The organism is Planctomycetia bacterium (assembly GCA_021413845.1).
Lineage (GTDB): Bacteria > Planctomycetota > Planctomycetia > Pirellulales > PNKZ01 > PNKZ01.
Genome location: JAIOPP010000090.1, coordinates 79,566 through 101,455, shown reverse-complemented (window position 1 = coordinate 101,455; position 21,890 = coordinate 79,566). Strand labels below are relative to the sequence as shown.

General features: G+C 61.8%; 21 protein-coding genes and 1 tRNA gene. 5 read left to right on the top strand and 17 right to left on the bottom strand.

Annotated features, from left to right (window positions below; translation table 11 throughout):
* Nucleotides 1-117: 117 nt before the first annotated feature.
* From K8U03_16460 to K8U03_16400, 13 genes are all read right to left on the bottom strand, one after another.
* The gene (locus tag K8U03_16460; protein MCE9606487.1) at nucleotides 118-1,485 is read right to left on the bottom strand and encodes a phage major capsid protein; all 1,368 of its coding nucleotides are present in this window, start codon (nucleotides 1,483-1,485) and stop codon (nucleotides 118-120) included.
* A 199-nt stretch (nucleotides 1,486-1,684) separates the two neighbouring features.
* Nucleotides 1,685-1,987, bottom strand: coding sequence for a helix-turn-helix domain-containing protein (locus K8U03_16455; protein MCE9606486.1), 303 nt, complete (start codon nucleotides 1,985-1,987; stop codon nucleotides 1,685-1,687).
* 392 nt (nucleotides 1,988-2,379) lie between these two features.
* On the bottom strand, nucleotides 2,380-3,528 hold the full coding sequence (locus tag K8U03_16450) for an AAA family ATPase (GenBank protein ID MCE9606485.1): 1,149 nt from the start codon (nucleotides 3,526-3,528) through the stop codon (nucleotides 2,380-2,382).
* Nucleotides 3,529-3,928: 400 nt separating this feature from the next.
* Nucleotides 3,929-4,234: a hypothetical protein gene (locus tag K8U03_16445; GenBank protein ID MCE9606484.1), complete on the bottom strand. Its 306-nt coding sequence runs from the start codon at nucleotides 4,232-4,234 to the stop codon at nucleotides 3,929-3,931.
* On the bottom strand, nucleotides 4,231-4,461 hold the full coding sequence (locus K8U03_16440) for a hypothetical protein (protein ID MCE9606483.1): 231 nt from the start codon (nucleotides 4,459-4,461) through the stop codon (nucleotides 4,231-4,233). Before K8U03_16440 ends, K8U03_16445 begins: the two co-directional genes overlap by 4 nt.
* Nucleotides 4,462-4,546: 85 nt before the next feature.
* A complete protein-coding gene (locus tag K8U03_16435) occupies nucleotides 4,547-5,038 on the bottom strand; it encodes a hypothetical protein (protein ID MCE9606482.1) in 492 nt (163 codons plus the stop codon).
* A gap of 74 nt (nucleotides 5,039-5,112) precedes the next feature.
* Entirely contained in the window at nucleotides 5,113-5,406 is a 294-nt protein-coding gene (locus tag K8U03_16430; protein ID MCE9606481.1) for a hypothetical protein, read from the bottom strand.
* 407 nt (nucleotides 5,407-5,813) lie between these two features.
* On the bottom strand, nucleotides 5,814-7,109 hold the full coding sequence (locus tag K8U03_16425) for a site-specific integrase (GenBank protein ID MCE9606480.1): 1,296 nt from the start codon (nucleotides 7,107-7,109) through the stop codon (nucleotides 5,814-5,816).
* A 123-nt stretch (nucleotides 7,110-7,232) separates the two neighbouring features.
* Nucleotides 7,233-7,307 (bottom strand) — tRNA-Pro (locus K8U03_16420).
* A gap of 335 nt (nucleotides 7,308-7,642) precedes the next feature.
* Nucleotides 7,643-9,397, bottom strand: a complete 1,755-nt coding sequence (gene recJ / locus K8U03_16415) for a single-stranded-DNA-specific exonuclease RecJ (GenBank protein MCE9606479.1) — start codon at nucleotides 9,395-9,397, stop codon at nucleotides 7,643-7,645.
* A 40-nt stretch (nucleotides 9,398-9,437) separates the two neighbouring features.
* On the bottom strand, nucleotides 9,438-9,602 hold the full coding sequence (rpmG, locus tag K8U03_16410) for a 50S ribosomal protein L33 (GenBank protein MCE9606478.1): 165 nt from the start codon (nucleotides 9,600-9,602) through the stop codon (nucleotides 9,438-9,440).
* 321 nt (nucleotides 9,603-9,923) lie between these two features.
* Entirely contained in the window at nucleotides 9,924-11,222 is a 1,299-nt protein-coding gene (locus K8U03_16405) for a hypothetical protein (GenBank protein MCE9606477.1), read from the bottom strand.
* 160 nt (nucleotides 11,223-11,382) lie between these two features.
* A complete protein-coding gene (locus K8U03_16400) occupies nucleotides 11,383-12,276 on the bottom strand; it encodes an NAD(+)/NADH kinase (protein MCE9606476.1) in 894 nt (297 codons plus the stop codon).
* Between the two features lie 159 nt (nucleotides 12,277-12,435).
* Between K8U03_16400 and K8U03_16395 the strand changes: the two genes are divergently transcribed.
* The 3 genes from K8U03_16395 to K8U03_16385 all read left to right on the top strand — a co-directional run bounded on the left by K8U03_16395 (nucleotide 12,436) and on the right by K8U03_16385 (nucleotide 15,656).
* Nucleotides 12,436-13,824, top strand: coding sequence for an undecaprenyl-phosphate glucose phosphotransferase (locus tag K8U03_16395; GenBank protein ID MCE9606475.1), 1,389 nt, complete (start codon nucleotides 12,436-12,438; stop codon nucleotides 13,822-13,824).
* Nucleotides 13,825-13,934: 110 nt separating this feature from the next.
* The gene (locus tag K8U03_16390; GenBank protein ID MCE9606474.1) at nucleotides 13,935-14,453 is read left to right on the top strand and encodes a zinc finger Ran-binding domain-containing protein; all 519 of its coding nucleotides are present in this window, start codon (nucleotides 13,935-13,937) and stop codon (nucleotides 14,451-14,453) included.
* Between the two features lie 48 nt (nucleotides 14,454-14,501).
* A complete protein-coding gene (locus K8U03_16385) occupies nucleotides 14,502-15,656 on the top strand; it encodes an altronate dehydrogenase (protein MCE9606473.1) in 1,155 nt (384 codons plus the stop codon).
* A 10-nt stretch (nucleotides 15,657-15,666) separates the two neighbouring features.
* Here K8U03_16385 and K8U03_16380 read toward each other — a convergent pair whose 3' ends face one another.
* The 3 genes from K8U03_16380 to K8U03_16370 are packed head-to-tail and all read right to left on the bottom strand — an operon-like array spanning nucleotide 15,667 to nucleotide 18,736.
* Nucleotides 15,667-16,425: a hypothetical protein gene (locus K8U03_16380; protein MCE9606472.1), complete on the bottom strand. Its 759-nt coding sequence runs from the start codon at nucleotides 16,423-16,425 to the stop codon at nucleotides 15,667-15,669.
* Nucleotide 16,426: 1 nt separating this feature from the next.
* On the bottom strand, nucleotides 16,427-17,668 hold the full coding sequence (locus K8U03_16375) for a CoA transferase (protein ID MCE9606471.1): 1,242 nt from the start codon (nucleotides 17,666-17,668) through the stop codon (nucleotides 16,427-16,429).
* Nucleotides 17,669-17,686: 18 nt separating this feature from the next.
* Nucleotides 17,687-18,736 (bottom strand): RluA family pseudouridine synthase, encoded by a 1,050-nt coding sequence (locus tag K8U03_16370; protein MCE9606470.1) that lies wholly within the window; start codon nucleotides 18,734-18,736, stop codon nucleotides 17,687-17,689.
* Nucleotides 18,737-19,046: 310 nt separating this feature from the next.
* On the opposite strand from K8U03_16370, the gene K8U03_16365 reads away from it, so the two are divergent.
* Nucleotides 19,047-20,858 (top strand): hypothetical protein, encoded by a 1,812-nt coding sequence (locus K8U03_16365; GenBank protein MCE9606469.1) that lies wholly within the window; start codon nucleotides 19,047-19,049, stop codon nucleotides 20,856-20,858.
* A gap of 138 nt (nucleotides 20,859-20,996) precedes the next feature.
* Nucleotides 20,997-21,311: a DUF1398 domain-containing protein gene (locus K8U03_16360; protein MCE9606468.1), complete on the top strand. Its 315-nt coding sequence runs from the start codon at nucleotides 20,997-20,999 to the stop codon at nucleotides 21,309-21,311.
* A 55-nt stretch (nucleotides 21,312-21,366) separates the two neighbouring features.
* Here K8U03_16360 and K8U03_16355 read toward each other — a convergent pair whose 3' ends face one another.
* Nucleotides 21,367-21,819, bottom strand: coding sequence for a carboxymuconolactone decarboxylase family protein (locus K8U03_16355; GenBank protein MCE9606467.1), 453 nt, complete (start codon nucleotides 21,817-21,819; stop codon nucleotides 21,367-21,369).
* Nucleotides 21,820-21,890: the final 71 nt, after the last annotated feature.

The following is a 21,890-nucleotide window of genomic DNA, read 5'->3' as shown; positions in this document are numbered from 1 at the left end:
GGTCTCGTCTTGCTCCGTGTTTCACCCGGGCCGCCATTCGTACCTCAGATAAACCGAGCCCGCCGGCCGTGCGGAAATCCCTTAGCGCACGACCGGCGAACATCGGATTCGGTTCTCTTAGGTGATGCCTGCGAGGATCTTCGATCGCACGAAGGCGGTCGACGTCGGCGGCCCGATGTACTTTGCATCAGTTCGTTCGGAGATGCGAACGAGTAGCTGTTGCTTCAGCCACGTCTCGGCCCCGGCGGAGTTCGACGAATCGAGTACCAGGATTCCGCGGTCGAAGATGTGGTAGTACCGGACGCAACCAAAACCGATATAGGTATTCGGGAACGCCGGAGAGATCACGATCGGTTTGCCGAACAAGAGCAGCGGCGAACCTTCCCGCGGGTTCTCTTTGAGAAGCGGCCGGCCCTGGTTGTCGACCATTCCGTCGATCGCCGAAATGACGTTCTGGTTTGCCGTCCAACAGAGGCTCGGATCTTGGTGATGACGCGAGTCCACCTTCCAGAACATCTTATTCAGATTCGCCCAGTTGATCGCCGTAATGCCGGCAACGTCCGTGATGCCCGAACTTTGATACAGTCCCGTGGGCTGCCCCGACCCACTACCGTAGGCGGCACTACGGTCTCGCTCCTCGATCAGCGCCTCCATGATGAGCGTTTCGACGGTCGAGAGCAGGGCCGGAGACGAGTCCTGAATGACCTGCATCGTCATCGGGATGTATGAGCCCCGAGGCTTAAGTGAGTACGACGCCTGCCCGAGTTCGATGTCGGTAGCGGTGAGCGCCTCAAGTTCCGTGCCATACGAGATCTGCGGTTTTGCAACCAGCGTAGGTACGACTCCGATATTTTGCTCCACTGGAATTCGAGTCGCCATTTTGTCGAGCGACGTGAACGGTGCTGGGTCTCGCACCAACATTGCGACATAGCCGGGCGGAATCATGTACCCGCCGTCCGCAGGAACCGCCGTGCTCAACGCTCGCTTGTTGAATTCGTGCGTCGCATGGCGGTGCGGCTGGTTCTTGTCTGTGAGAACGGCCCGAACCCAATCGGCAGCCATGTCACGCGACTCATTGCGCGACGGTTCGCCGAACACGATACTGACGTGCCGCTTCTCGCGAGCCTCCTGGTCTTGCTGGTGTGCTTCTTGCAACTGCCCGAGATACCGACGATCGATCGCATCGCCCGGAGGCAGGCCGCGAGAATCCCACCGTGGAGCGGGCCGAACGTGATCTTCACTTCCGTCAGCCGGGTTGCGAGGGCGACTGAGATCGCCGTGCATGGCACGCTCTACGAAATCATCCCCCTCGTCTCCCTCTTCGTCGCGAGCCGGATTGCTCGGCACGTTGGGCGCTCGCTTGGAGACCGCGCGAATCATAGTGGGCTTGATCGGATCTCGTGCCGGCCCGCTGTCGGTAATGACGCGACGACCGGCTTGCATGTCTCGCGTCGAGTAGCCCGGACCCCAGTTGTATTTGGACATTCAGTTCTTCCGTGAACATTTTTTTAAGAGCGACACTTCCAGGCGGCGCTCTTGCATCCTGGCCGGAGGATCACCCGACGTCGAAAGCCTTCACCGTGATAGCCGACGTCCCGAGGGACCGCATACATCACGACTTCCGCTTACGACGCCGGGCTAGCCGCCTGGCCTATCGCGTCGTGCCGAAGCACGTTGCACTCAATCAATAGCCGGCCGCTGCCAGTTTTCCATCAGCGAGCTTTGCGGCCTTCTCCATTTGCGATTCCGCACGGACAATCGTCGCAGGTCCGTGCGTGTCGTCTTTCATGCCCGACGTCAGGGCCATGAAGTTTTCCAAATCTTGCTCGCTGACATAAGTGCGGCATCCGACCTTGAACAGCGTCAAGCGGTGAGAGTTGATTCCCAGCCGATGCCAACGATAGATCGTCTGCTTTTGCACGCCGACAAACTCGGCTGCCTCTTGGACCGAAAATCGCCGAGCGCGAACACGTTCTAAATTCGTCATGGGTCTACCTTCGTTGAGTTGCAAGTTTCGTCTCTCTTGACCGTCGGGGAAGATTCATCACCCGATGCTCAGATACTCGCCTACGAAATCGTTTTGCGAGGTCCTAAGTCGTCCGAAATTTGCCGCTGATGTCGAAAATGGTTTTCGTTGGGTCGTCGTCACCTTGCATGACGCACTCGCTTCGGTCGGAAGCAGGGAGACCGTCGCCACCTTTTCAAGCGTGGCAGGCCTTCAACCCATTCAGCGGCTTGTCTGACTTCAATATGGGATGGAGTCAACGCCTCAAACCAGACAGACAGGACAACACTCTCTATAGAGTGTTTGTCCGATTGTCCGATTTGTCTGATTTGCTAAGGCATGTAGGACTCGGACAAACCCGACAAACCAGACAATTACGCGGCTTTGTCCGATTGTCTGGTTTCATTCGCAGCACTGGGCATGAGCCGGACGCCGCTCTTTTTCGATCCTGGTATTGGGCATTCTTCAAGCAAGCCGGCGGAGATCATCCCCTCAATGACTTCACTGCAAAGCCCACCGCCCATGTTCAGCGAGGTAGAGATTGCGTTACGCGTCTTTGCGGCCGAGTCACTAAGGACTCGCGTAATCTCCGCCCTGCGTTCAGCGGTCTTGTCTTTCTTCAGCGGGGTAGTCCTAGGCTTGGTGAAGGCATGCACTTCGCTCTCGTCGACTACCTTGGTCGGCATCCAGTGCGTTCGGCCCGCGCCGACTCCATCATCATCGTCGTCGCCTTCGATCGCCGGGCCTTCGGAAACGTCGATAGCCCAACTGCGAGAGTGCCCGGAGCTACCTTCGGCACGCATCCAGAGTCGATGCTCGCCGGTCAAGCCGTTGAACGGTTGCCGCGGATGAAGCAAGATCCACCAACGCATCCAGCCGGCGAACCCGGCACCGGAAATTTCACTGCGCTCGGGCGGGGAGTATGGGCCTTTCGATTTGTGCCGCACCTTAACGCTATGGTTGACGAGCATGATCGAGCAACCGGTCTTCTGCCCGACGTCGGAGATCGGGCCTAGGTTGTGATACATGCCCATCTGATTGGTTGAGTTCTCGGACGACTCGCATAGGATCTTGGAAGTCGGATCGAGCACAAGAAACTGCAACCGGTTCTCAGTGATGAACAACTCAACTTCGGAGATGTTCCGCGGAAGGAATATCGGATTGAAGTCGAGGAACGTATTCTTTAGCTCATGGACCGTCGTGCCGTGGTGAGCGGTGATGCGATCGAAAGCCTCTCTCACTTTGGGCTCGTCCGACTCGTTCGATACATAGCCGGCCCTGACTGGCTTAGGCACCTTGAATCGATCGAGAAACGGCGTGGCCGTCGCCATGCTGACTACTAGGTCTAGCGATAGGTGCGTTTTCAGCGACTTCTCGGGAGCGGACATGATGCCATGAAGTCCGGCCGGCACGACGCCCTTAACGAGGTACTCGATCTTCGGCGTCTTCTTCGCCGCCCATTCGGCGACCGTCATGTTTCCGAGGATTCTCGGCGGCTGGGGCTTGTTTGGTTCGCTGCTCAATTGGATACTCCATAGGGCAGGCCGCATCGGTGGACGATGGGAAGGAGTAGCCCACCATTCACCGATGCGATTGAGCCAGGGCGGTAGCGAACCGCTCTAGCACCTGCTGGACTCAGTATTGGCCGAGATTCGTCGGTGCGAGGTCCCGTCGTTCGACGTGTTACGGGATTTCCCGAGAGCGATCGCTCAATCGGACGGGGCGCTTGCGCATGGATTTTCAGTCCATTGCTTTGCCATCTGTCAAAATAGGTTGTGATAAATTAGCACAACCTGAAATGGCAGTCCCCTAGTTTTCCAGGCTTACGATGACGGAGCTTTTCTAGAGTGCAACGGCATCAATCTGATTGCCCATCCTGCCGGGCTTGCTGCGGCCCGGTGTCCGCGCGGACACAATCGGCCGTCAATCGTCGGTAGGGTGTTTACTCAGGCCGAAGCGTTCGGCCTCTTCACGGAGTACGAGCCTGGAACTGACATAGACGTTCGGCGAAACCTCATGGCGTAAGTGTTTGGGCGGAATCGTGAAGTTCACGGAGCGGCGAATGATGAAAAACTTACAGTCTGCATACTCTTCGTCCCGAGCAAGAGCCTTCGGCCGATTCTCGGCCTGCCGACGATAGTTGTGACATGACACTAGTTCTTGCCGGCCGTCGGGATGCAGGGCCACGAGCCCGTAAATCATGTGCTTGCCGTAAAGGTCGAATGTCATGGTTGCTCTTTTCGGTTCATCTCTTCGACAATCGCTTCGGCGCGTGCGTAAGCATTGGGCAATTCGTCGCTGGCCTTCCCAATGAATTCCTTCACATCAAATGGCTTCTCTGGTGGCGGAGTGTCGATCAGATTCTTTTCGATCAACTTCGCTTTCAACTCGGCGAGTTCGTTCTTTAGTTTCCTGTACGTCGATTCCAGTTCGTTAATACGCTGCTCTGCGTTCATGTCGGCTCCGTGGTAGTTGGAGCGGCCGAAGTGATCGACGACCGCCCCAACTTTGTACCACGCGATGGGGAGCAATCAAACAGATTTACCCCAGTTCAAGAATGCGAGAGCCGCTGGCCTTAGCCTTGATTTCCGTGCACGGGGCGTGAACGGGGATTGAACGGCAAGGAACCTTGATCGTCGTCGACACGATCACCGGCGTCGTTTGGTCTCGATACCTGAATCGAAACGCCGAAAATCGACGAGCCGTTACCTCATCGGCAGCGATTCCGATCAACGCACTCTCGCCCGTTTCGTGGTTCACGTCGATCGCCAAGAACACATTGGCCTCGATCGTCCCGGTGCGCGGCAGCCTGAGTTCTTCGTAACATTCATAGTCCTTGAAAGCGTGCTTCTGCGGAAACGGCATCGCGGCTTCGACATTGGATTGCACGTGTGACGCGGCCTGAAACGAATAGGCATGGAGCCGGCGATATGCTTCCATCCCGCGGGACATCACCGACTGGATGCCGTGATGTTCCATCGACATCGCGAGCGAGTTTAACTGGCGTGCAATGATTGCCATCTCATCGGCCATCTCCCGAAGGTCACGCGACGAAACCTCTTCAATGTCCGTGATCCGCGGTCGACTGACGTTCTTTGTGGAAGTGCTCATACGCCCACCGCCTTTCGGATCTCTCGCCGCAAAGCAGGCGAGGCCGTCACGACGTGCGGCTCGATCGGCAATGGCAGGTCGATATCGACCGTCACGACGCGAGCCGTGCCGCGATGCCTGTAATCATTGAATCCGTAGGCGTAGGAGTGTGCCCCACTTTCGTCCATAGTTACGTGGGCGACTTCCAACTTTCCGTCCATTAGACTCGCGGAGACGACGAAACTGACAGTGGTTCGGATCGTTGCCTTAGGCTTCCGAACGCGGCGAGTTTTTTTCGAGACGACAGACATGATGCGGTCCTTCCATGCTTGCGCATAAAAACGGCACCGAGCCCGGACACGCTGTTAAAGAGCAGCCCGAGGACTGCCGCAAAAACCTTGCTCCCCGGCTACCCGGATCAAAGCTTGGAGATTTGCCAACGTGACCGGGCTCAGTGCCCGTTGTGGAATCGCAACGCATAATGTTACCTCGGGTTCGGTCGCACTCGGCAGTCTTTACGCTGCGTGAGGGACTGGAGCATCATCATCATCGATCAAATAAAAATCAAGTCCGCTTCGATGAGAACTCGCAACGGGTGCCCTGCTGTTAGTATTCGGGTGTTGAAGGGTGCGGCCCTTGCCCACATCCAGGGACCGCAAAGCCGCAACACCCGACCCACCGGCATGTTTTCTCAATTTCATGCCGATGGGTTTTTTCTTTACCCGACTTCACGAGCAACACGCTCGGCGGTTTTCCAATCGCGTTCGGCGTAGACCTGCGTAACGTCAGCCCGTGCATGACCGAGCACGTTGGCCGCGGCCTCTAGCCCGAACTTCGCTCGGATCGACGTAGCGGCACTGTGGCGAAGTTGATTCGGCGACCACACGAACCGCTCACGCCAATCACGGGCAGCTTCCCGGCGTGCGTCCTCGATCGATTGGAGCGCCGCGGGAATGGCCGTGCCGTTTTCCTTTCGGAGCTTGACCGCTCGCGAGTATGCCGACGAAGCCAAGCGAAGTTCGTCGGGCATCCCGAAGGCTTCTTCGCAACCCCTTGCCACCGCCCTGCGGAAACTGTCTTCCGTGTAGGCTTGGCCGGGAAGCCGTCGTGGCTTGCGTACGCGACGACGCTTAGCGAGATCGGGATTCTTTCGCTTCTCGGCATTGATCGCAGCGACGACTTCGCACGGCACGAAGCAGTAGGCGTCAGGATCTCGATCCAGATACGGGGCGAGGATCGCTTGGCCCAGCGGCCCGATGGCGATGCGACGATCACGGCCGCGATGCTCGGTCTTGTGGTGTTCGGGTCGATAACTCCACACATCGCCGACGCGGTTGACGTCGCACGGGCGAAGCTGGCATAGCTCACCCGGCCGCATCCCACAGAGCCGCTGTAGCCGAATCATGTCGCCGATCGTCGGGGGCACGTGAGGCAGCGTAGCGTCGACTATGGCATCGTCTACGGGCACGACGGGTAAAGTCTCCCTAGCTTCGCCCTTGCCCTTCCTAGGCGAACTGACGCATTCCAGCGAGGCGATGACCGAGGCCGTGATCAACTGCTGTGCGGTACACCACCGAAAGAAACGCTTCATCCTGCCGATGAGGTCGCAGACGTAGCCGCGGGATAGATCCTGCTCGACCATCTTGGCGATGACGACTTGCAGGGCCAGCGGCCCGAACTCTTGAGCGGACGTCGTGCCGTATGTCTTGCGAAGGAACCGGCATGCCACCTTGATCGAATCGGTACGGCCTTCGTAGTAGGCTTCCGCCCAGGTCGAGTACCGAAGGATGCACTCGTTGATGGTGAGCGGCTGCGAACCCGTGGCGGTCCTCGGGACCATGCGACCATTCACGATCCATTCGCCCACGATTTTATTGTAGGCGTGCCGGCTAGGTGCGTTGGGGTCGTTGCTCCACGGCCCTAGCTGGACCTGCTTGCCTTCCAAGCGGACGAACGCCTGCCCCGAGCGGCGATGACGAGAATACTTCGGGGTGCGATTGACGAGTTTCGGCACTGTGAAAACTCCGATGCTAAGCCCAAGCGTGGATGATCCACGTTTTGTTCTAGCGGAGTAACGTGCCGTGCGAGGTCCAAGCCGTTGCGATAAGTGCAACGTCTGTCATATCTTGAGGTTAAGTCGGGGCGACATGATTTGAACATGCGACCTCTACGTCCCGAACGTAGCGCTCTAGCCAGGCTGAGCTACGCCCCGAGCGGCGTCTCTGTGTGCGAACGGTTCACGCCGGCGTTCGGGTTTCTGCCGGCGGTGGAGAGCTTGCGGAATCGACGTCGGCCGTCGTTCTTGAAACGACTACCAAGGCTGAAGTACCCTGTCGCCGGAATCCGCAAGGTTTCCGAGAAGCCGTTATTCTAGTCGGCGGCTTGTCGCGGTCAACGTCAACTTCGGCCCCTAAAACACGCGGTTTCACATGATTCGTGCGTTCGATTCCGCACGAGCCTCGGCGATGTTTCACTACGGAAGATCACTGCGAAACGTAAGCCGCCGTGAAGCGCAATCGCGTCACCGTTTCGCGCCCGCTCGACGGCTCAGACCGGTGCCGGGGTCGAGACGCGCCAATCGACCACTTGCAATTCGATGTTGCGACGACCACGGAACTCATTCACCACCGGACGGAACGCCACGTCGATCGGGCCCTCGACCTGCTCGAGCTCTTCGGCCCATTCGCCGTTGCCGAACGAGACGCCGCGCATCGAGTTGCGATGTTGCGTGAGCTTCAGCGCCAGGTGGCGTCCTCCGCCGCCGATCTTCTTCGGCGGTTCGTCGAGCGTGAGCCCGACGGCGCAAAACGTCGGACGCGGGTTCGCTTGTCCGAACGGTGCCAAGCGTTCCATTTGCGTGAGCGCTTCGAGCGTGAGTGCCGAGAGCGGAACTTCGGCGTCGATCACGAGCTCGGCCGTGCGGTTGGCCGTCGAGAGTTCCGCGGCGACGAACTCGCAGAAGTCGGCGCGGAAATCATCGAGCTTCCGTTCTTCGATCTTCAAGCCGGCCGCCGCCGCATGGCCGCCGTGGCCGACCAAGTGGTGGCTGCACGCCTCGAGCGCTCGATGCAATTCAAGACCGACTACGCTGCGCGCCGAACCGGTGCCGGGCTTCACTCCCAGCTTGTCCAGCGCGATGACGACGACCGGTCGATGAAACTTCTCCGCCAATCGACCGGCGACGATGCCGATCACGCCGGGATGCCAATCGGCATCGGCAACGACGAACGCGGCATCGTTTTCAACGTCGAACTTCTCCGTGATCTGCTTGTGCGCAGTGATGTAGATGCTGCGCTCCAAGCTTTGGCGATTGGCATTCAATTCATGCACGTACTCGGCCAAGGCTTGGGCTCGCTCGGGGCTCGTCGTCGTCAAAAGTTCGACGCCGAGCTCGGCCTGCCCGAGCCGACCGGCCGCGTTCAGGCGCGGGGCCAACATAAACGCTACGTCTTCCGAATCGAGCTTCTCTTTCTTCGACAATTCCGTGACGCGCAACAACGCTTCGAGCCCGACGGTCGGTCGTTCCTTTAAGCTCGCGAGTCCATGCTGCACGAGAATACGATTCTCGTCCGTCAACGGTACGACGTCGGCAACGGTGCCGAGCGCCGCCATGCCGACGGCGGTCATCAAGAAGTCGCGCATCCGTGGGCTCACCTTCGTCGCGCCGTCCGCTTGGCGACACAACTCCCACGCCACTTTCAGCGCCACGCCCGCTCCGCTAAGGCCGGCGAACGGATAGCTCGTGCCGGGCAAACGAGGATGCACGATCGCCGTGGCAACCGGCAACTCGGCGGCGAACTCATGATGATCGGTGATGATGAGCTCGAGCCCGAGCTCGCGTGCCACGTGCGACTCGGCGACGCCGGAGATGCCGCAGTCGACCGTGACGACGACTTTCGTTCCCGCTTCGGCCAGGGTGCGCAAAGCCTCGGCGTTGAGTCCGTAGCCTTCTTCGATGCGGCGCGGGACATAGAAATTGGCCTCGGCGCCGAGCAGCCGAAGACATTGCAACAACAGCGCGACGGCGGTCATGCCGTCGACGTCGTAGTCGCCGTAGACCGTGATCTTGCGGCGCTCGCGCACGGCGGACATGAGGCAAGCCGCCGCTTCTTTCACGCCGGGCAGCAGCGCGGGATCGCGCAAGTTCGCGAGCTTGCATTCGAGGAAGTCGCGCACGGCGACCTGCTCGACGATGCCGCGGGCCATCAGCAACTGCGCGACGACCGGGGAAACTCCCGTCGCTTTGCCGAGCGCGGCGATTCGGGAGGCATCGTAGGGTTGAATGCGCCAAAGTTTCGGCATGGCGATCCGTCGTTCGGTATCGTCTCTCGGATCGCTCGCGTTACTTCTTCTTCTCGACGTGCAGCGTGCGCTTGCGGAGGCGCGGCGAATACTTCAAGAGCTTCAACTTCTCGCCGCCGCTCTTACGACGCATCGTGTAGTTGTAATCGCCCGTCTCTTCGCAAACGAGATGAATGACTTCGACCTTCTTCTTGCTCTTCGCCATGACCCAAACTCCTCGGGGCTCGCCTTGACCGACATCGCCGGTGCGAGCGGGGGACGTAAACGTATTGTTTCGGTAATCGCCGACGCGGCTGACTTCGCTCGGAGACGTGATGCTCAGAGAATGCCGCTGCCGATACGACGTAAACGACTCATCTTAAACAAACAGGGGTGAGTTCGGCCAGGGGACCGACTTCCGGATCGACGACTCCGCGGACTCGCCGTCCGTAAACCATTGCAAAACAACTACTTAACCACCTCTCGCCGGCCACGCTTGCCGACATGTTCGCCAACGCGCTCGGCGTGAGATCGCCGTTCGCGGCGGCTATTTCACCGTCGTCGGCTCGGGCCGGACGGCGGTTTTGTCGTCCGGCGTCGGAGCCTGCACGGCTTTCGCCGGGGCGGGTGCGGCGGCGTCCGAAAGGCGTTCGCTGAACGCCGCTTCGACGTGCATCACGCTCGCGTCTCCTTGAAAGCCGAACACTTCGCGATCGTTCGTCATCTGGATCGACAAGATCCGTCCGCGCGCCAGATCGAAGCGAACCGTGCCGGACTGTTCCGACTGCACGACCTGCGCTTCGATCGCCGGATCGTTGAGCGGCGAGAGAATCTGCGTCTCATGCTTCAGCACGGCGATGTTGTTCGCCACGCTTTCGAGCGTGAGCTTGCGGCGGGCCTTGATGATCTTCGTCGCCTCGGCTTTGTCGGTCGCCGTCATGTCGATCGGCGTCGACCAGCTTTCGCCGATCCCGAGCGGCTTGTCGGGCAGCACGAGAGTGATGTCCGTCATCACGGCCCCTTCCGGGCGCGTCTTGCCGTCGACGCGCTTAAGCACTTTGCCGCGCGTGTCGATCGTGAGCTCGGCGAGCGGGATGCCGACTTGCGTGGCCGCCTGCTTAAACATCGGCGGCACGTCTTTGTCGGTTTGGCTGTTGTAGTGGGTCTCTTGTCGACCGGTGAGCTTTTGCCGCATGTCGATGCTCTCGACCGCGTGGATGAACGTCGTCTCGCCGCCGGGCTGCGTGCCGACGACTTTCCACGCCTTCACCGAGCGGGTCAGAGTCTCGGCCGTTTGCGAAGTCCCTTCGACGGTCGTCGCGATCTTGGCTTTGTGTTCGACTTCCCAGCGCACCGTTTCGCCGGCCGAGAATTGATACCGCAACAAATACTTTTCGTTCTTATCGGTCACGCCGTCGATCGGCGGCGGCGCGAACAGCTCCGTCGTGCGCGGAAGCGGCGCAACGGGCTTCGGTGCGGCAGCCTGAGGTACAACGGCAGTCGGTGCGTTGGCGGAAAGGGGAGCCGTCGTGGGAACCTCGGGCTTCGCCGCGGGAGGCGCGAGCAGGGCCGGTTCCGCAGGCTCGACGCTCTTCATCGGCTTCAGCTTCTCTTCTACCTCGCGCTTCGGCTCCGGCGGCAGAGGGGCAGGCACGGACGGTGCGGCGACCGGTGGCTTTTTCGCAACCGGGGCCGGCTTCGCTGTCGGCGCGGGCTTCGGAGTCGCAGGCTTAGCGGCCGGCTTCGCTGCGGCAGGTGTCGTCGTGGTGCGGCGGTTCGAGCGTTGCTGAGCGTCGGCCGTGACGATCGCCGATGCTAGGCTGAGCGCCGTAAGTATGCCAAGCACCGTATTTTTGCGGGACGCTGCGCGAAGCGTTCGCGCCGCTGATTCGTTCGTCGCCATCTCGCATCCTTTCGAGTGGTATCGTTTCGCCCGATACGGTTTCTGCTCCGAGCCATCCTGCTCGGCGTCGACCATCTCTCTTGATCTATCCCGCTCTCTGAATCTATCCCGAGCTCGGCAGGAAGCGTCCGCCCCAGCCGAGCTTTTCTCGCAATGTTCGGTAATAGCTGTTGCCCGGCGGCTCGATCAACAAGCAGCAAGGCTCCGCGCGCCGAATTCGCAGCCGATCTCCCGGCTCCAGCAATCCTTTGTCGCGACCATCGATCACGACATGCATCTCCGAGTTCGGCTCCGGCACGATCAGTTCGTAGGTCCGATCGGCGGAGTCGACGACCGGGCGCATCGTGAGCGTGTGCGGACTGATCGGCGAGATGACGAACGCGCTCAAATCTTTGCGCAAGATCGGTCCGCCCGCCGACAAACTATGCGCCGTCGAACCGACCGGCGTACTGACGATCAAACCGTCGCAACTATAGGTCGTCACCATTTCCGCGTCAACGTAGAGATGAATGTCGACGATGACGAACGGCGGCCCGGCGACGACGGCCGTTTCGTTCAAGCCCAGCTCGGTCCAAACTTCTCGGTCGTCGCGAAAGAGCGTGCATTCGAACATCAAATGTTTGCCGACGCGAAACTCGCCGCTACAAAGGCGCGGCAGCGTTGCCGGCAAGTCGTTCGGCGCAAGGTCGGCCAAGAACCCGAGCTTGCCGAGGTTCACCCCGAGCATCGGAAACTGCCGGTAGCCCATCTGATAAGCGGCGCGTAAGATCGAGCCGTCGCCGCCGAACACGATCGCCCATTCGGCTTCGATCTTCGACAGATCGGCTTGAAACGCGAGGTCCCACAACACGACTTCGGTATGCCGCTCGACGACTTCGCGCAATCGCTCGGCACCTGCCGCGATCGACGCCTTCTTCCCCGCCCCCAGCACGAAGACGCGCGGACGCTTGCGCTCGGTCGGAGTTGCATCGTTCGGTTGAGGGTCGCGCTCGTTCATGGCTTCGATCATAGGTCCCGTCGGGTATCGAGAGCAAGCACGCTTCCGCAAAGAGGTTCGCGAGGCGGCATCTAACGCCGCGTCGTAGTCGTCTTGACCCCGCGCAAGTCGTTTTGATACAAGTCCGCCCCTCAACCCGCTTCGGGAGTGCGACCTGCTATGTATCGGCGGCACGGCGACAAGCTCGCGATGGTGTTTCTCGGCTGCGATCTCGTGGTCACGGCCGTGGCGTGGTTCGTGTCGTATGCGATTCGCTTCGCCTGCTGGCCTGCGCCCGAGGGGGTGCCGAGCATCCCGCAAATGGCGCAGGCCTTGCCGCTCGTCCTACTGTCGGCAGCCGCCGCTTATCGCTTCAGCGGGCTCTATGTCGTCCACCGCATGCGCGAGCTTCCGCGCGAGGCCGGCGATATCTGCAAAGCCTGTTTCCTCATGTTGCTCTTGGCGACCGCCGTCGTCTTCTATCGGCGCGACGTCTACGAATCGCGCCTCGCCTTCGGCCTGTTCCTCATCTTGAATTTCGTCGGGCTCTCGCTGGCCCGGCGCGTCGTGTGGCGAACCATCAAGTATTTGCGCCGCCGCGGGCTCAACCATAGCCGCGCCGTGATCGTCGGCTGCGGACGAACCGGCCGCTTGGTTGCCGAGACGATCGCGCGTAACGGCTGGACCGGCCTGGAAGCGGTCGGCTTCGTCGACGACCGCCCGATGCGCGAGCCGACCTCGCTCCCGCGCCTCGGCTCGATCGATCGACTGGCCGAAGTCGTCGCGCAAACGGATGCCGACCACGTCTTCGTCGCGCTTCCCTTGGCGCGCTACGGCGAATTGCCGCGCGTCTATCGTCAGCTCGACGAGCTGCTCGTCGAAGTGCAACTTGTGCCCGACCGCCCCAACATGGCTGGCATGCAGCTCGCCACGCTCGAGGTCGACAATCTTTCGTTCATCGCGCTCCGCAGCGACCCGCACATCGGCGTCGGCTCGCTTGCCAAGCGCACGCTTGATCTCCTGGTCGGCACGGCGGCCCTCGTCGCCCTCTCGCCGCTGATGGTCGCACTCGCCGCGGCCGTGAAGCTTTCGAGTCGCGGGCCGGTCTTCTTTCATCAACAGCGCTCGGGCCTCGGCGGCAAACCGTTCTTCATGCTCAAGTTTCGGAGCATGCGCGCCGATGCCGAACGGAAAACCGGTCCGGTCTGGACGGCCCGCGACGACGATCGTTGCACGCCGCTCGGCCGATTCATGCGGCGCTGGAGCCTCGACGAACTTCCGCAACTGTTCAACGTCTTGGCCGGTGAGATGAGCCTCGTCGGGCCGCGGCCGGAGCGCGAGGTCTTCGTCGAACGCTTCCGACGGCAACTCCCGAGCTACTATCAACGGCAGCGCGTGAAGTGCGGCATGACCGGTTGGGCCCAAGTGAACGGCTGGCGCGGCAACACCTCGCTACGCAAACGGCTCGAATGCGATCTCTATTACATCGCCCATTGGTCGTTCTGGCTCGATCTCAAGATCCTCGCGCTGACGATCACCCGCGGCTTCCGCAGCCGACACGCGTACTAAAAGCGACGACGGCCTACGCTTTTCGGAGCGCGCAGCCGAGCCGACCTCACGATATACTCGGTGCTTGAGTTCCGTCTCCGTCCGCCGAGTTTTGTCGGGTTCATCGACGCATGCCTTCTCCGCCGCCGAAAGATAACGAGGTCGTTTGCCTCAGTTGCGGGTGGGTGAATAGTCCGCATAAGAACTACTGCGTTGCGTGCGGCGCACCCATCACGGCCCATGCCGTGAACGATGCGTTCGATACGATCAAGACTTCCGGTTGGACATACCGCAAAGTGCAAGAAGCGCCGCGCAGTTTGATCGTCGTGCTCGGGGTTTGGTTCTTATTTCTTCCGCTGGCGATCTGTTGCGGCGTTCTCTTGTTGCAGTTCCTCGGCGAGTTGCTGCGCGGCCGTTGGCCGGCAAACGCGATGGAGCAACTGATTTTCTTCGTCCTCTATCCCCTCGTAGTAGGTGTCGGAGCATACGTTTCGACGACGATCATCCGCCGCACGACCCAAGGTTATCTCCAAGAACGAGCCCGACGCGCGAAGCAAGATCATGCTCCGGACGACGACGATGATGACGACTCCGACGACGGCGGCAGCTTCGACGCCGATGACTTCGACGACAACTCCGAAGACAGTTAACCGAATTGAACGACGCACCCACCTAGAGAGACACCGAGACACATCACGATGGAAACCATTCTGCAATTCGGCGCCGGCCGTTTCCTCCGCGCTTTCGTCGATCGCTTCGTACAACACGCCAACGATGCCGGGCTCGGCGTCGGTTCGGTCGTCGTCGTGCAATCGACTCCCGGCAGCCGCGCCGAGTTGTTGAGTTCCGGTTCCGGCGGCTTTCATGTCGTCGTGCGCGGCTACGAGGCCGGCGAAGTGGTCGACCGAGTCGAAACGGTGCGCAGCGTCAGCCGAGCGCTGGTCGCCTCCGAGTCGTGGCCGGCCGTGCTCGAGGTCGCCCGATCACCTGAATTGAAGTTCATCGTGAGCAACGCCACCGAAGCCGGCTACGTGCTCGACGATGCCGATTCCGGCGAGGCTGCGCAAGCCGATGCGGCCGGCGAGGCTGTGGCGCAGCGGAAGACCACCGTGCCGAAAACGCTGCCCGGCAAACTCACGCAAGTTCTCTGGAGCCGCTTTCGGGCAGGGCTCGAACCTCTCACGATCATCCCCTGCGAGCTGATCGAGCGCAACGCCGCGAAGCTTTCCGAGCTCGTCGCAACGCAAGCCGAGCGGCTTCGCTTGCCCGGCGAGTTTCACGCTTGGCTCCGTCGCTGCTTGTGGCTCAACAACTTGGTCGACTGCATGGTCACGCCGCCGCCGGCCGATCATCCCCTTACGAAGCAAGACCCGCTCTTCACCTCGGCCGAGCCTTATACGCTCTGGGCGATCGAGAAGCCGGCGGGGCGTGAAGCGCCGCTGTTCGCGCATCCGGCGATTCGCATCGTCGACGACCTCACGCCGTTCTACTTGCGCAAGGTTCGCATTCTCAACGGGCTCCACTCGGCGATGGTCGCCAAGTTCTTGCCGGCCGGTTTCGAGACCGTACAAGACGTGCTCCGCAACGCCGTCGCCACGCGCTGGGTTCGTGGCTTGCTCTACGAAGAGATCGTGCCGACGATCGCGTATCGGGTCGACGACGTCGCCGAGTTCGCCGATCAGACGTTCGATCGCTTGCGCAATCCGTTCATGCGGCACAAGCTCGCCGATATCGCACTTAACCACGGTGCGAAGGCCCATGTGCGCCTCAAGCCGACGCACGACGAATACGTGAAGCTCTTCCGCACCGCGCCGAAACGGCTCGCCGAAGCGTTAGCCTGGAATGCAAGCTAACTAACGCCGTCTAACTACCGGTGCCGACAGACATGGCAGGCGTTGCAGCAGGCACCGCCGTGCCTATCGCTTGCGGTTTCGCGTCCCCTTCCGGAAACTGCGTCCGGAAGAACTTCCGAAATTGCTCGGCGATGGAAGGCTGCAGCGAGATCGCCTTGTCGACCAACGGCAAGCGCACGAAACGGCAATCGGCATCGAAGAGCAACGTCGCCGTCGGGTTCCCGAGCGGCTTGCCCGAAGTCAGCTCCTCGGGCTTCGCGACCTCGGCTTCGGTTCGTTCGGAGAAGAGGAGCGCGTAGCGCCATTTCGGCCGCTGAAGCGCCGCCGCTTTCGAGTCCCAATTGTAGCTCCGATGATTCGTCAGGGCCTCGCGCAACGACGCGCTTTGCGTCGCGATCGAAAGTCCCGGCTCGTTCTCGACGCGCTTCTCTTGCTCGACGACGAAGCGCGCCGCCTCGCCCGGATCGTAATGCACGACGACGAGCCCGTCGTAATCATCGGGGTGCGGCTTGCCGTCGGCAGCGGGGAGTTCGGGCATCAGCGAGCGGGCCCGAACGACCGGCGCAAGCCCCATCAACTTCCACGACCTGGGGCCCCAGAAATCGCGCGGGCGGCGCTGCGCATCGTAGATCCAGAGCCAACCGAAAGCGGCACCGAAAAAGCTGACCGCGGCGACGACGATCATCACCCACTTGCCGGAGATCAGCTGCGGCTGATACGGAGCGACGTCCGGCTCTTCAGGGTCTTGGTCAGCGTCGATCCGAGTCATCTCAGGCAATCACTCCGGCACGGCGTAGTTCGAGCAAGCGGTCGTCTGCATAGTCTAGCCAATGACGGAGCACTTCGTCAGTATGCGCGCCGAGCCCCGGCGGCATCGCTTTCGACGGGGCATCGTCCGCCGGGTCGGGTCGCTCCGGCCAATGAATCGGATTCCCCAACAAGCGCACCGTTCGACCGGCATCGTCGACCACCTCGCGCACCATGCCGCGCGCTTCGGTTTGTTTCGAGGCAAGCGCCTCGTCGACATGCGCGATCCGCGCGTGCGGCACGTCGGCCGCGGTGAGCAGCGTTTCCCATTCGGCCGTCGTGCGCCGTAGCATCTCCTCGGCCACGAGCGGCACAAGCACCTCGCGCGCCGCCACGCGATCGGGATTGGTCCGAAACCGCGCGTGGTCGCTCCACACCGGCTTCTCGATCGCCTGACAAAATCGAACCCATTGTCGATCGGCGCCGATCGCCAACACGAGATGCCCATCGGCCGTCGCGAACGACTCGTACGGCACGATCTGAGGATGCGCGTTGCCGTAGCGCGCAGGTCTGCGGCCCGTTGCGAGCGTGCTTTGCGCCACGTTCACCAGTGCGGCCAACGTGCAATCGGCCAGCGCGACGTCGAACTGCCGCCCCTCCCCTGCCCCGCCCCGACCGATCAACCCCGCCAACACACTCACTGCGGCATACAACCCCGTGACGACGTCGCTGATCGCCACGCCGACCTTCATCGGCGCGCGGTCACGCTCCCCCGTGATCGACATCAAACCGGAAGCGGCCTGGATCGCGAGATCGTAGCCCGGCAGATCGGCGTTCGGGCCGGTTCGCCCATAGCCCGAAATCGAGCAACTTACCAGCCGGGGGTTGAGCGTCCGGAGCCGCTCGGGGGTGAGTCCGAGTTTCGCGAGGGTCTCAGGCAAGAAGTTCTCAAGCATCACATCGGCCGTGCGCAGCAGGTCGTCGAGCACTTCGCGCGCCTCGGGCTTGCTCAGGTCGAGCGCCATCGAACGCTTCCCGCGATTGCACGACAGATAATAAGCGCTCGGGCCGGGCTTCCCCTCGGCATCGGCTGCGAGAAACGGCGGGCCCCATTGGCGCGTGTCGTCGCCGCTCTGTGGCCGTTCGATCTTCACCACATCGGCGCCGAGATCGGCGAGAATCTGCGCACACATCGGACCCGCCAAGATGCGCGAAAGATCAAGCACCTTCAAACCGGCCAGAGGTAGATCGGCACGCGTCGTCATCGAAAGATTTCTCTCACCTCACGAAGCGGCATCATCCGTAGCGGAAGCATCCGGCGGCGGCGCAGCAGACCGTTCCTCGCTTGCGGGTTCGCGAGCGTTGCGTACTTCCTTGCCGTCGGAACTCTTCCGAGCCGGCAACTTCCGCAACCGTTCCATAAACTTCTTCAAGTCGTCCGGCAGCGGCATCGAAAACTTCATCTCTTCGCCGGAGATCGGATGCGTGAACCCGAGCTCGGCGGCATGCAGGGCCGTACGGGGAGCGCCGCTGTGATCGGGAAGCGGCTTCTTGAAGAGGGGTTGGCGATACACCTTCTCGCCGCAAAGCGGATGGCCCGACTCCGCGAAATGGATCCGAATCTGATGCGTCCGGCCGGTCTCGAGCCGACATTGTACGACCGTATAATCGCCGATCTTCTCCAGCGGAACGACATGCGTGATCGCGCGCTTGCCGAGCGTCGCGTCGTTCGTGCTGCCGCGTCGACCGTCGCCCCGATCGCGAATCAGTCGCGATTCGATCGTTTGCTCGGCAACGTCTCCTTCGGCCACGGCGATGTAGCGGCGATAGGTCGTGTGTTCGCGAAACTGCCGGCCGAGTTCGCGCTCGGCGGGCACGGTGCGCGCGAAAACCATCAGCCCACTCGTCTCGCGATCGAGCCGATGGACCGGTCGCATCGGCGGAGTGCGCGGCTGCGTGTGTTGCGAACGATTCTTGAGGGGCCGTTTGTCCCCCCCTTTTTCGCGCTTCGCTAAGATGCGCGGCAGCAAGTCTTCAAGTGTCGGCTGCGCGTTCTTGCGCTCGGCCTTCCACTGCCGCTCTTCCTCGTGCCGCACCGAAGTGAGCCCGGCCGGCTTCTCGACGACGACGAGATATTGATCGACGTAGCGAATGCGCACGTCTTCCTCGCGCGCCGGCGGCGCGGTCGGATGCTCGAGCAGTTTCACGACCTCGGCGCTCTTCAACCGCCGCCCTTCGTCGCAACAGAGATTGCCGTTGATCATCACATGCCGCTTGCGTACCAAGCGTTGCACTTCCGACCAAGAAGTCCCCGGCAGACGAATGCGGAGCATCGCCGCGAGCGTCTTGCCGACCTCGGTTTCATCGACGTGAAAGTTGCGATCGTTGGATTTCGCCGGCACGGCATCTGACTCACGAACGGAAGAGAAAAGGATACTTCCAGCGTAAGCCAAATAGCCCCGGGTGTATACCCGGGGGAAAGCGGCGTCGCGGCGGCGAAGTTTTCCGTTCGCTAAAGTAGCAGGCACGTTCCACGTGCCGTCCGCCTACAAGACTTACGAGCGCCATGCGGCTTCGTTAGGGAACGACGCTTGTGGCTACGGCACGTGGAACGTGCCTGCTACTTTAGGTTATGATGGACCTATGTCGCATGAATTCGAACATCTCGAACTACTCGCCGAGATCGACGCGCTCGTGCGAGAACTCAAACAGTGGAACGGCGCGAAGCTCGCTTGGCCCGCGGCGCAGGCTTGCGAAGCGCTGATCGAGCGCCTGCTGCAACGGACGGCGACGTTGCGCGTGCGGATCGAAGCGCCGCTCGTCGTCGCTACGCTCGGCGGCACCGGCGTCGGCAAGAGCACGCTGGTCGATGCGCTGGTCGGCGACGACGTGAGCCCGGCCGGTCGACTTCGGCCGACGACGAAGTTGCCGGTATTTATTTGCCGTCCCGGCTTGGGTCCGGAGACGTTCGGCATCGCGCCGGAAACGGTGAACGTCGTGCGGCGCGACCTGCCGCTGTTGCGCGAGTTGGTCGTGATCGATTGCCCCGACCCCGACACGACCGCCGAGGACGACACCGCCGGCGGCACGAACCTGGCGCGGCTGCGCGAGTTGCTTCCGCATTGCGATGTGCTGCTCGTCGTGACGACGCAACAGAAGTATCGCAGCGCGCGCGTCTCGGCCGAGCTCGCCGCGGCGGCATCCGGCGCCAGGCTCATCTTCGTGCAGACCCATGCCGACCAAGACGACGACCTGCGCGAAGATTGGCGGCGCGTCTTGGCCGACGACTTCGCGACCGGCGAGATGTTCTTCGTCGACGGCCCGGCGGCGCTTGCCGAAGCCAAGGCGGGCAACGCCCCGCACGGCGAGTTCGGACGGCTCGTCGATTTTCTTACTCGGCAACTTGCCGGCAGCGCCGCGGCTCGGATTCGCCGCGCCAACTTTCTCGACCTCGTGCAAGAGACGGTCGCCGCCTGCCGCAAGCGGCTCAACGCCGCCACCGCGCCCCTCGCGCCGCTCGAAGCGGCCATTCTCGAACAGCGGACCAAACTTTCCGTCGTGCTCGTCGAGCGCGTGTGCGGAGAGCTCGAGAATAGTCGTCGTTTGTGGGAAGACCGACTGGTCGATGCCGTGGCCGTGCGCTGGGGTTTCAGTCCGTTCGCTTGTTTGCTGCGCGGCTACCAAGCGCTCGGCACGCTCGTCTCGGGCTACGGCCTGTCGCGCGTGCGCAGTCCTTCGCAACTGGCGCTCTGGGGGATGTTCGAGGGGACGCGCCGGCTCAAGCAGTTTCGTGATCGCCGCGATCAGGAAACCGCCTCGACGCGCGCCGCCGCGCAAGCTTGGAGCGAAAGCGATCTGCGCACGGCGTCGATCATCGTCGACGGCTATGCAGGCGAGGCAGGCATCGATCGGCGCGGCACGAAGTTCGCCGACGTCTCGCTGCAAGCGGCCGGCGCGGCGCGCGAATTCGTCGAAGCGGCCGCGGCCGATCTGCAAGCTTCGGTCGATCGACTGGCCCGAGAAAGAGCCGGCTGGTTCGTTCGATTCTGCTACGAGGTGTTGCTCGTCGCGGTGGTCGGAGCGCTTGTGTTTCGCTTTCTGAAAAACTTCCTCTACGACTCCTGGCTCGCAGTCGAGTTAAGCGGTGCGACGCCCCGGCCGCTCTACGGCTTCGAGTTTTTCTTAGCGGCCGGCGTCGTGCTCGTCGGTTGGTGCGGCCTGCTGCTCTGGTTGTTCACATCGCGCTTGAAGCGCGGGATCGGTCGCGAGATCGCGGCGTTCCGCGCTCGCCGCGAAGGGCCGGCCGCCGTCGCACGGTTGTTCGCCCCGGCCGAAACGGAATGCCGCGAGATCCGCCGGACGATCGACGACCTCGCCGGCCTCGAACGCCGCGCCGCCGAACTACAAACCCGCCTCACGCTCGGCGAATCACCGCTGGGGCGGAAGCGGGGTTAATGCCTCAATGAGTTCGTTTGCCGATTTTATCACTAAGGAGAGTGAGAGTTGAACGATACGCAACAGGCCGTAATCCGTGAGTGCGTCGCTGCCTCGCTCGCGGGCACCATCTCGTTCGGTGAGGTCGTCGGGCGGCTCATGCAGATCGGCGTCGAGCGGTATCACGCCGATTACAGCCGGCAGGAGAATACGTTTTACCTGCCCGACGGCGACTCGCTCGTCGTCTCGATAGCGCACGGCGAGCAGCCGGCGATCGCCGAGGCGTTCGCACCGCAAGCCGTCGAAGCGGCGATTCGCAAGGCGCAGCGCGGCGAGATCATGTATCCCAAGTTCGTCCGGCTCACGACCGCGGCCGGCTGCGTCGGGTACTTCGTGCAGATCGCGGGCCGACGCGTGCAATACTTCGGCCGAACCGGCGATCTGCACAGCGAGCCGTTTCCCGGTACGAAGTAAACTCTTGACGTGAAGTGATCTCTCGGCGCGAAGTGACGATCGCCGCGCGCGGGCTCTACATCTCGGCTCGCTTCGCGGGGCCTTGGCGGAAGCTGATCGCCATCCGATTCCACGCGTTCATCAACGCGACGACGAGCGTGAGGTCGACGAGGTCTTTATCGGCGAAGTGCCGCTGCGCTTCGTCATACACGGCGTCGGGCACGCCGGTCGTCGAGACGTTCGTCACGGATTCGGCCCAGGCGAGCGCGGCCCGTTCGCGGTCGTCGTAGAACGAGGTCTCGCGCCAGACCGGGAGGCAATCGAGCCTTTGCTGCGTTTCGCCGGCTTGCCGCGCCTCGCGCGAGTGCATATCGACGCAGAAGGCACAGCCGTTGATCTGCGACACGCGCAACTCGACCAAGGCCTTAAGACGCGCGTCGATGCCCGAGGCTTCGAGATAGGGCTTCGCCGCGGCGAGGATCTTGACGGCGTCGGGCGCGATCTGGAAATACGGGATGCGGCGCGGCATGATTTCGATTCTCCTTCGCGACGAACTCTACGCACTCTCTACTCCGCGCCATCGTAATCGGCGAGCGGCGC

Coding starts and splice junctions, on each gene's coding strand:
- K8U03_16375 (MCE9606471.1), bottom strand. CDS start 17,668: ATGACGACGCGTGCCGATCTACCTCTGGCCGGTTTGAAGGTGCTTGAT.
- K8U03_16400 (MCE9606476.1), bottom strand. CDS start 12,276: ATGAACGAGCGCGACCCTCAACCGAACGATGCAACTCCGACCGAGCGC.
- K8U03_16390 (MCE9606474.1), top strand. CDS start 13,935: ATGCCTTCTCCGCCGCCGAAAGATAACGAGGTCGTTTGCCTCAGTTGC.
- K8U03_16395 (MCE9606475.1), top strand. CDS start 12,436: ATGTATCGGCGGCACGGCGACAAGCTCGCGATGGTGTTTCTCGGCTGC.
- K8U03_16455 (MCE9606486.1), bottom strand. CDS start 1,987: ATGACGAATTTAGAACGTGTTCGCGCTCGGCGATTTTCGGTCCAAGAG.
- K8U03_16440 (MCE9606483.1), bottom strand. CDS start 4,461: ATGAACGCAGAGCAGCGTATTAACGAACTGGAATCGACGTACAGGAAA.
- K8U03_16435 (MCE9606482.1), bottom strand. CDS start 5,038: ATGGCCGATGAGATGGCAATCATTGCACGCCAGTTAAACTCGCTCGCG.
- K8U03_16365 (MCE9606469.1), top strand. CDS start 19,047: ATGTCGCATGAATTCGAACATCTCGAACTACTCGCCGAGATCGACGCG.
- recJ (MCE9606479.1), bottom strand. CDS start 9,397: ATGCCGAAACTTTGGCGCATTCAACCCTACGATGCCTCCCGAATCGCC.
- K8U03_16370 (MCE9606470.1), bottom strand. CDS start 18,736: ATGCTCCGCATTCGTCTGCCGGGGACTTCTTGGTCGGAAGTGCAACGC.
- K8U03_16360 (MCE9606468.1), top strand. CDS start 20,997: ATGCAGATCGGCGTCGAGCGGTATCACGCCGATTACAGCCGGCAGGAG.
- K8U03_16430 (MCE9606481.1), bottom strand. CDS start 5,406: ATGTCTGTCGTCTCGAAAAAAACTCGCCGCGTTCGGAAGCCTAAGGCA.
- K8U03_16380 (MCE9606472.1), bottom strand. CDS start 16,425: ATGACTCGGATCGACGCTGACCAAGACCCTGAAGAGCCGGACGTCGCT.
- K8U03_16445 (MCE9606484.1), bottom strand. CDS start 4,234: ATGACATTCGACCTTTACGGCAAGCACATGATTTACGGGCTCGTGGCC.
- K8U03_16385 (MCE9606473.1), top strand. CDS start 14,502: ATGGAAACCATTCTGCAATTCGGCGCCGGCCGTTTCCTCCGCGCTTTC.
- K8U03_16355 (MCE9606467.1), bottom strand. CDS start 21,819: ATGCCGCGCCGCATCCCGTATTTCCAGATCGCGCCCGACGCCGTCAAG.
- K8U03_16460 (MCE9606487.1), bottom strand. CDS start 1,485: ATGTCCAAATACAACTGGGGTCCGGGCTACTCGACGCGAGACATGCAA.
- rpmG (MCE9606478.1), bottom strand. CDS start 9,602: ATGGCGAAGAGCAAGAAGAAGGTCGAAGTCATTCATCTCGTTTGCGAA.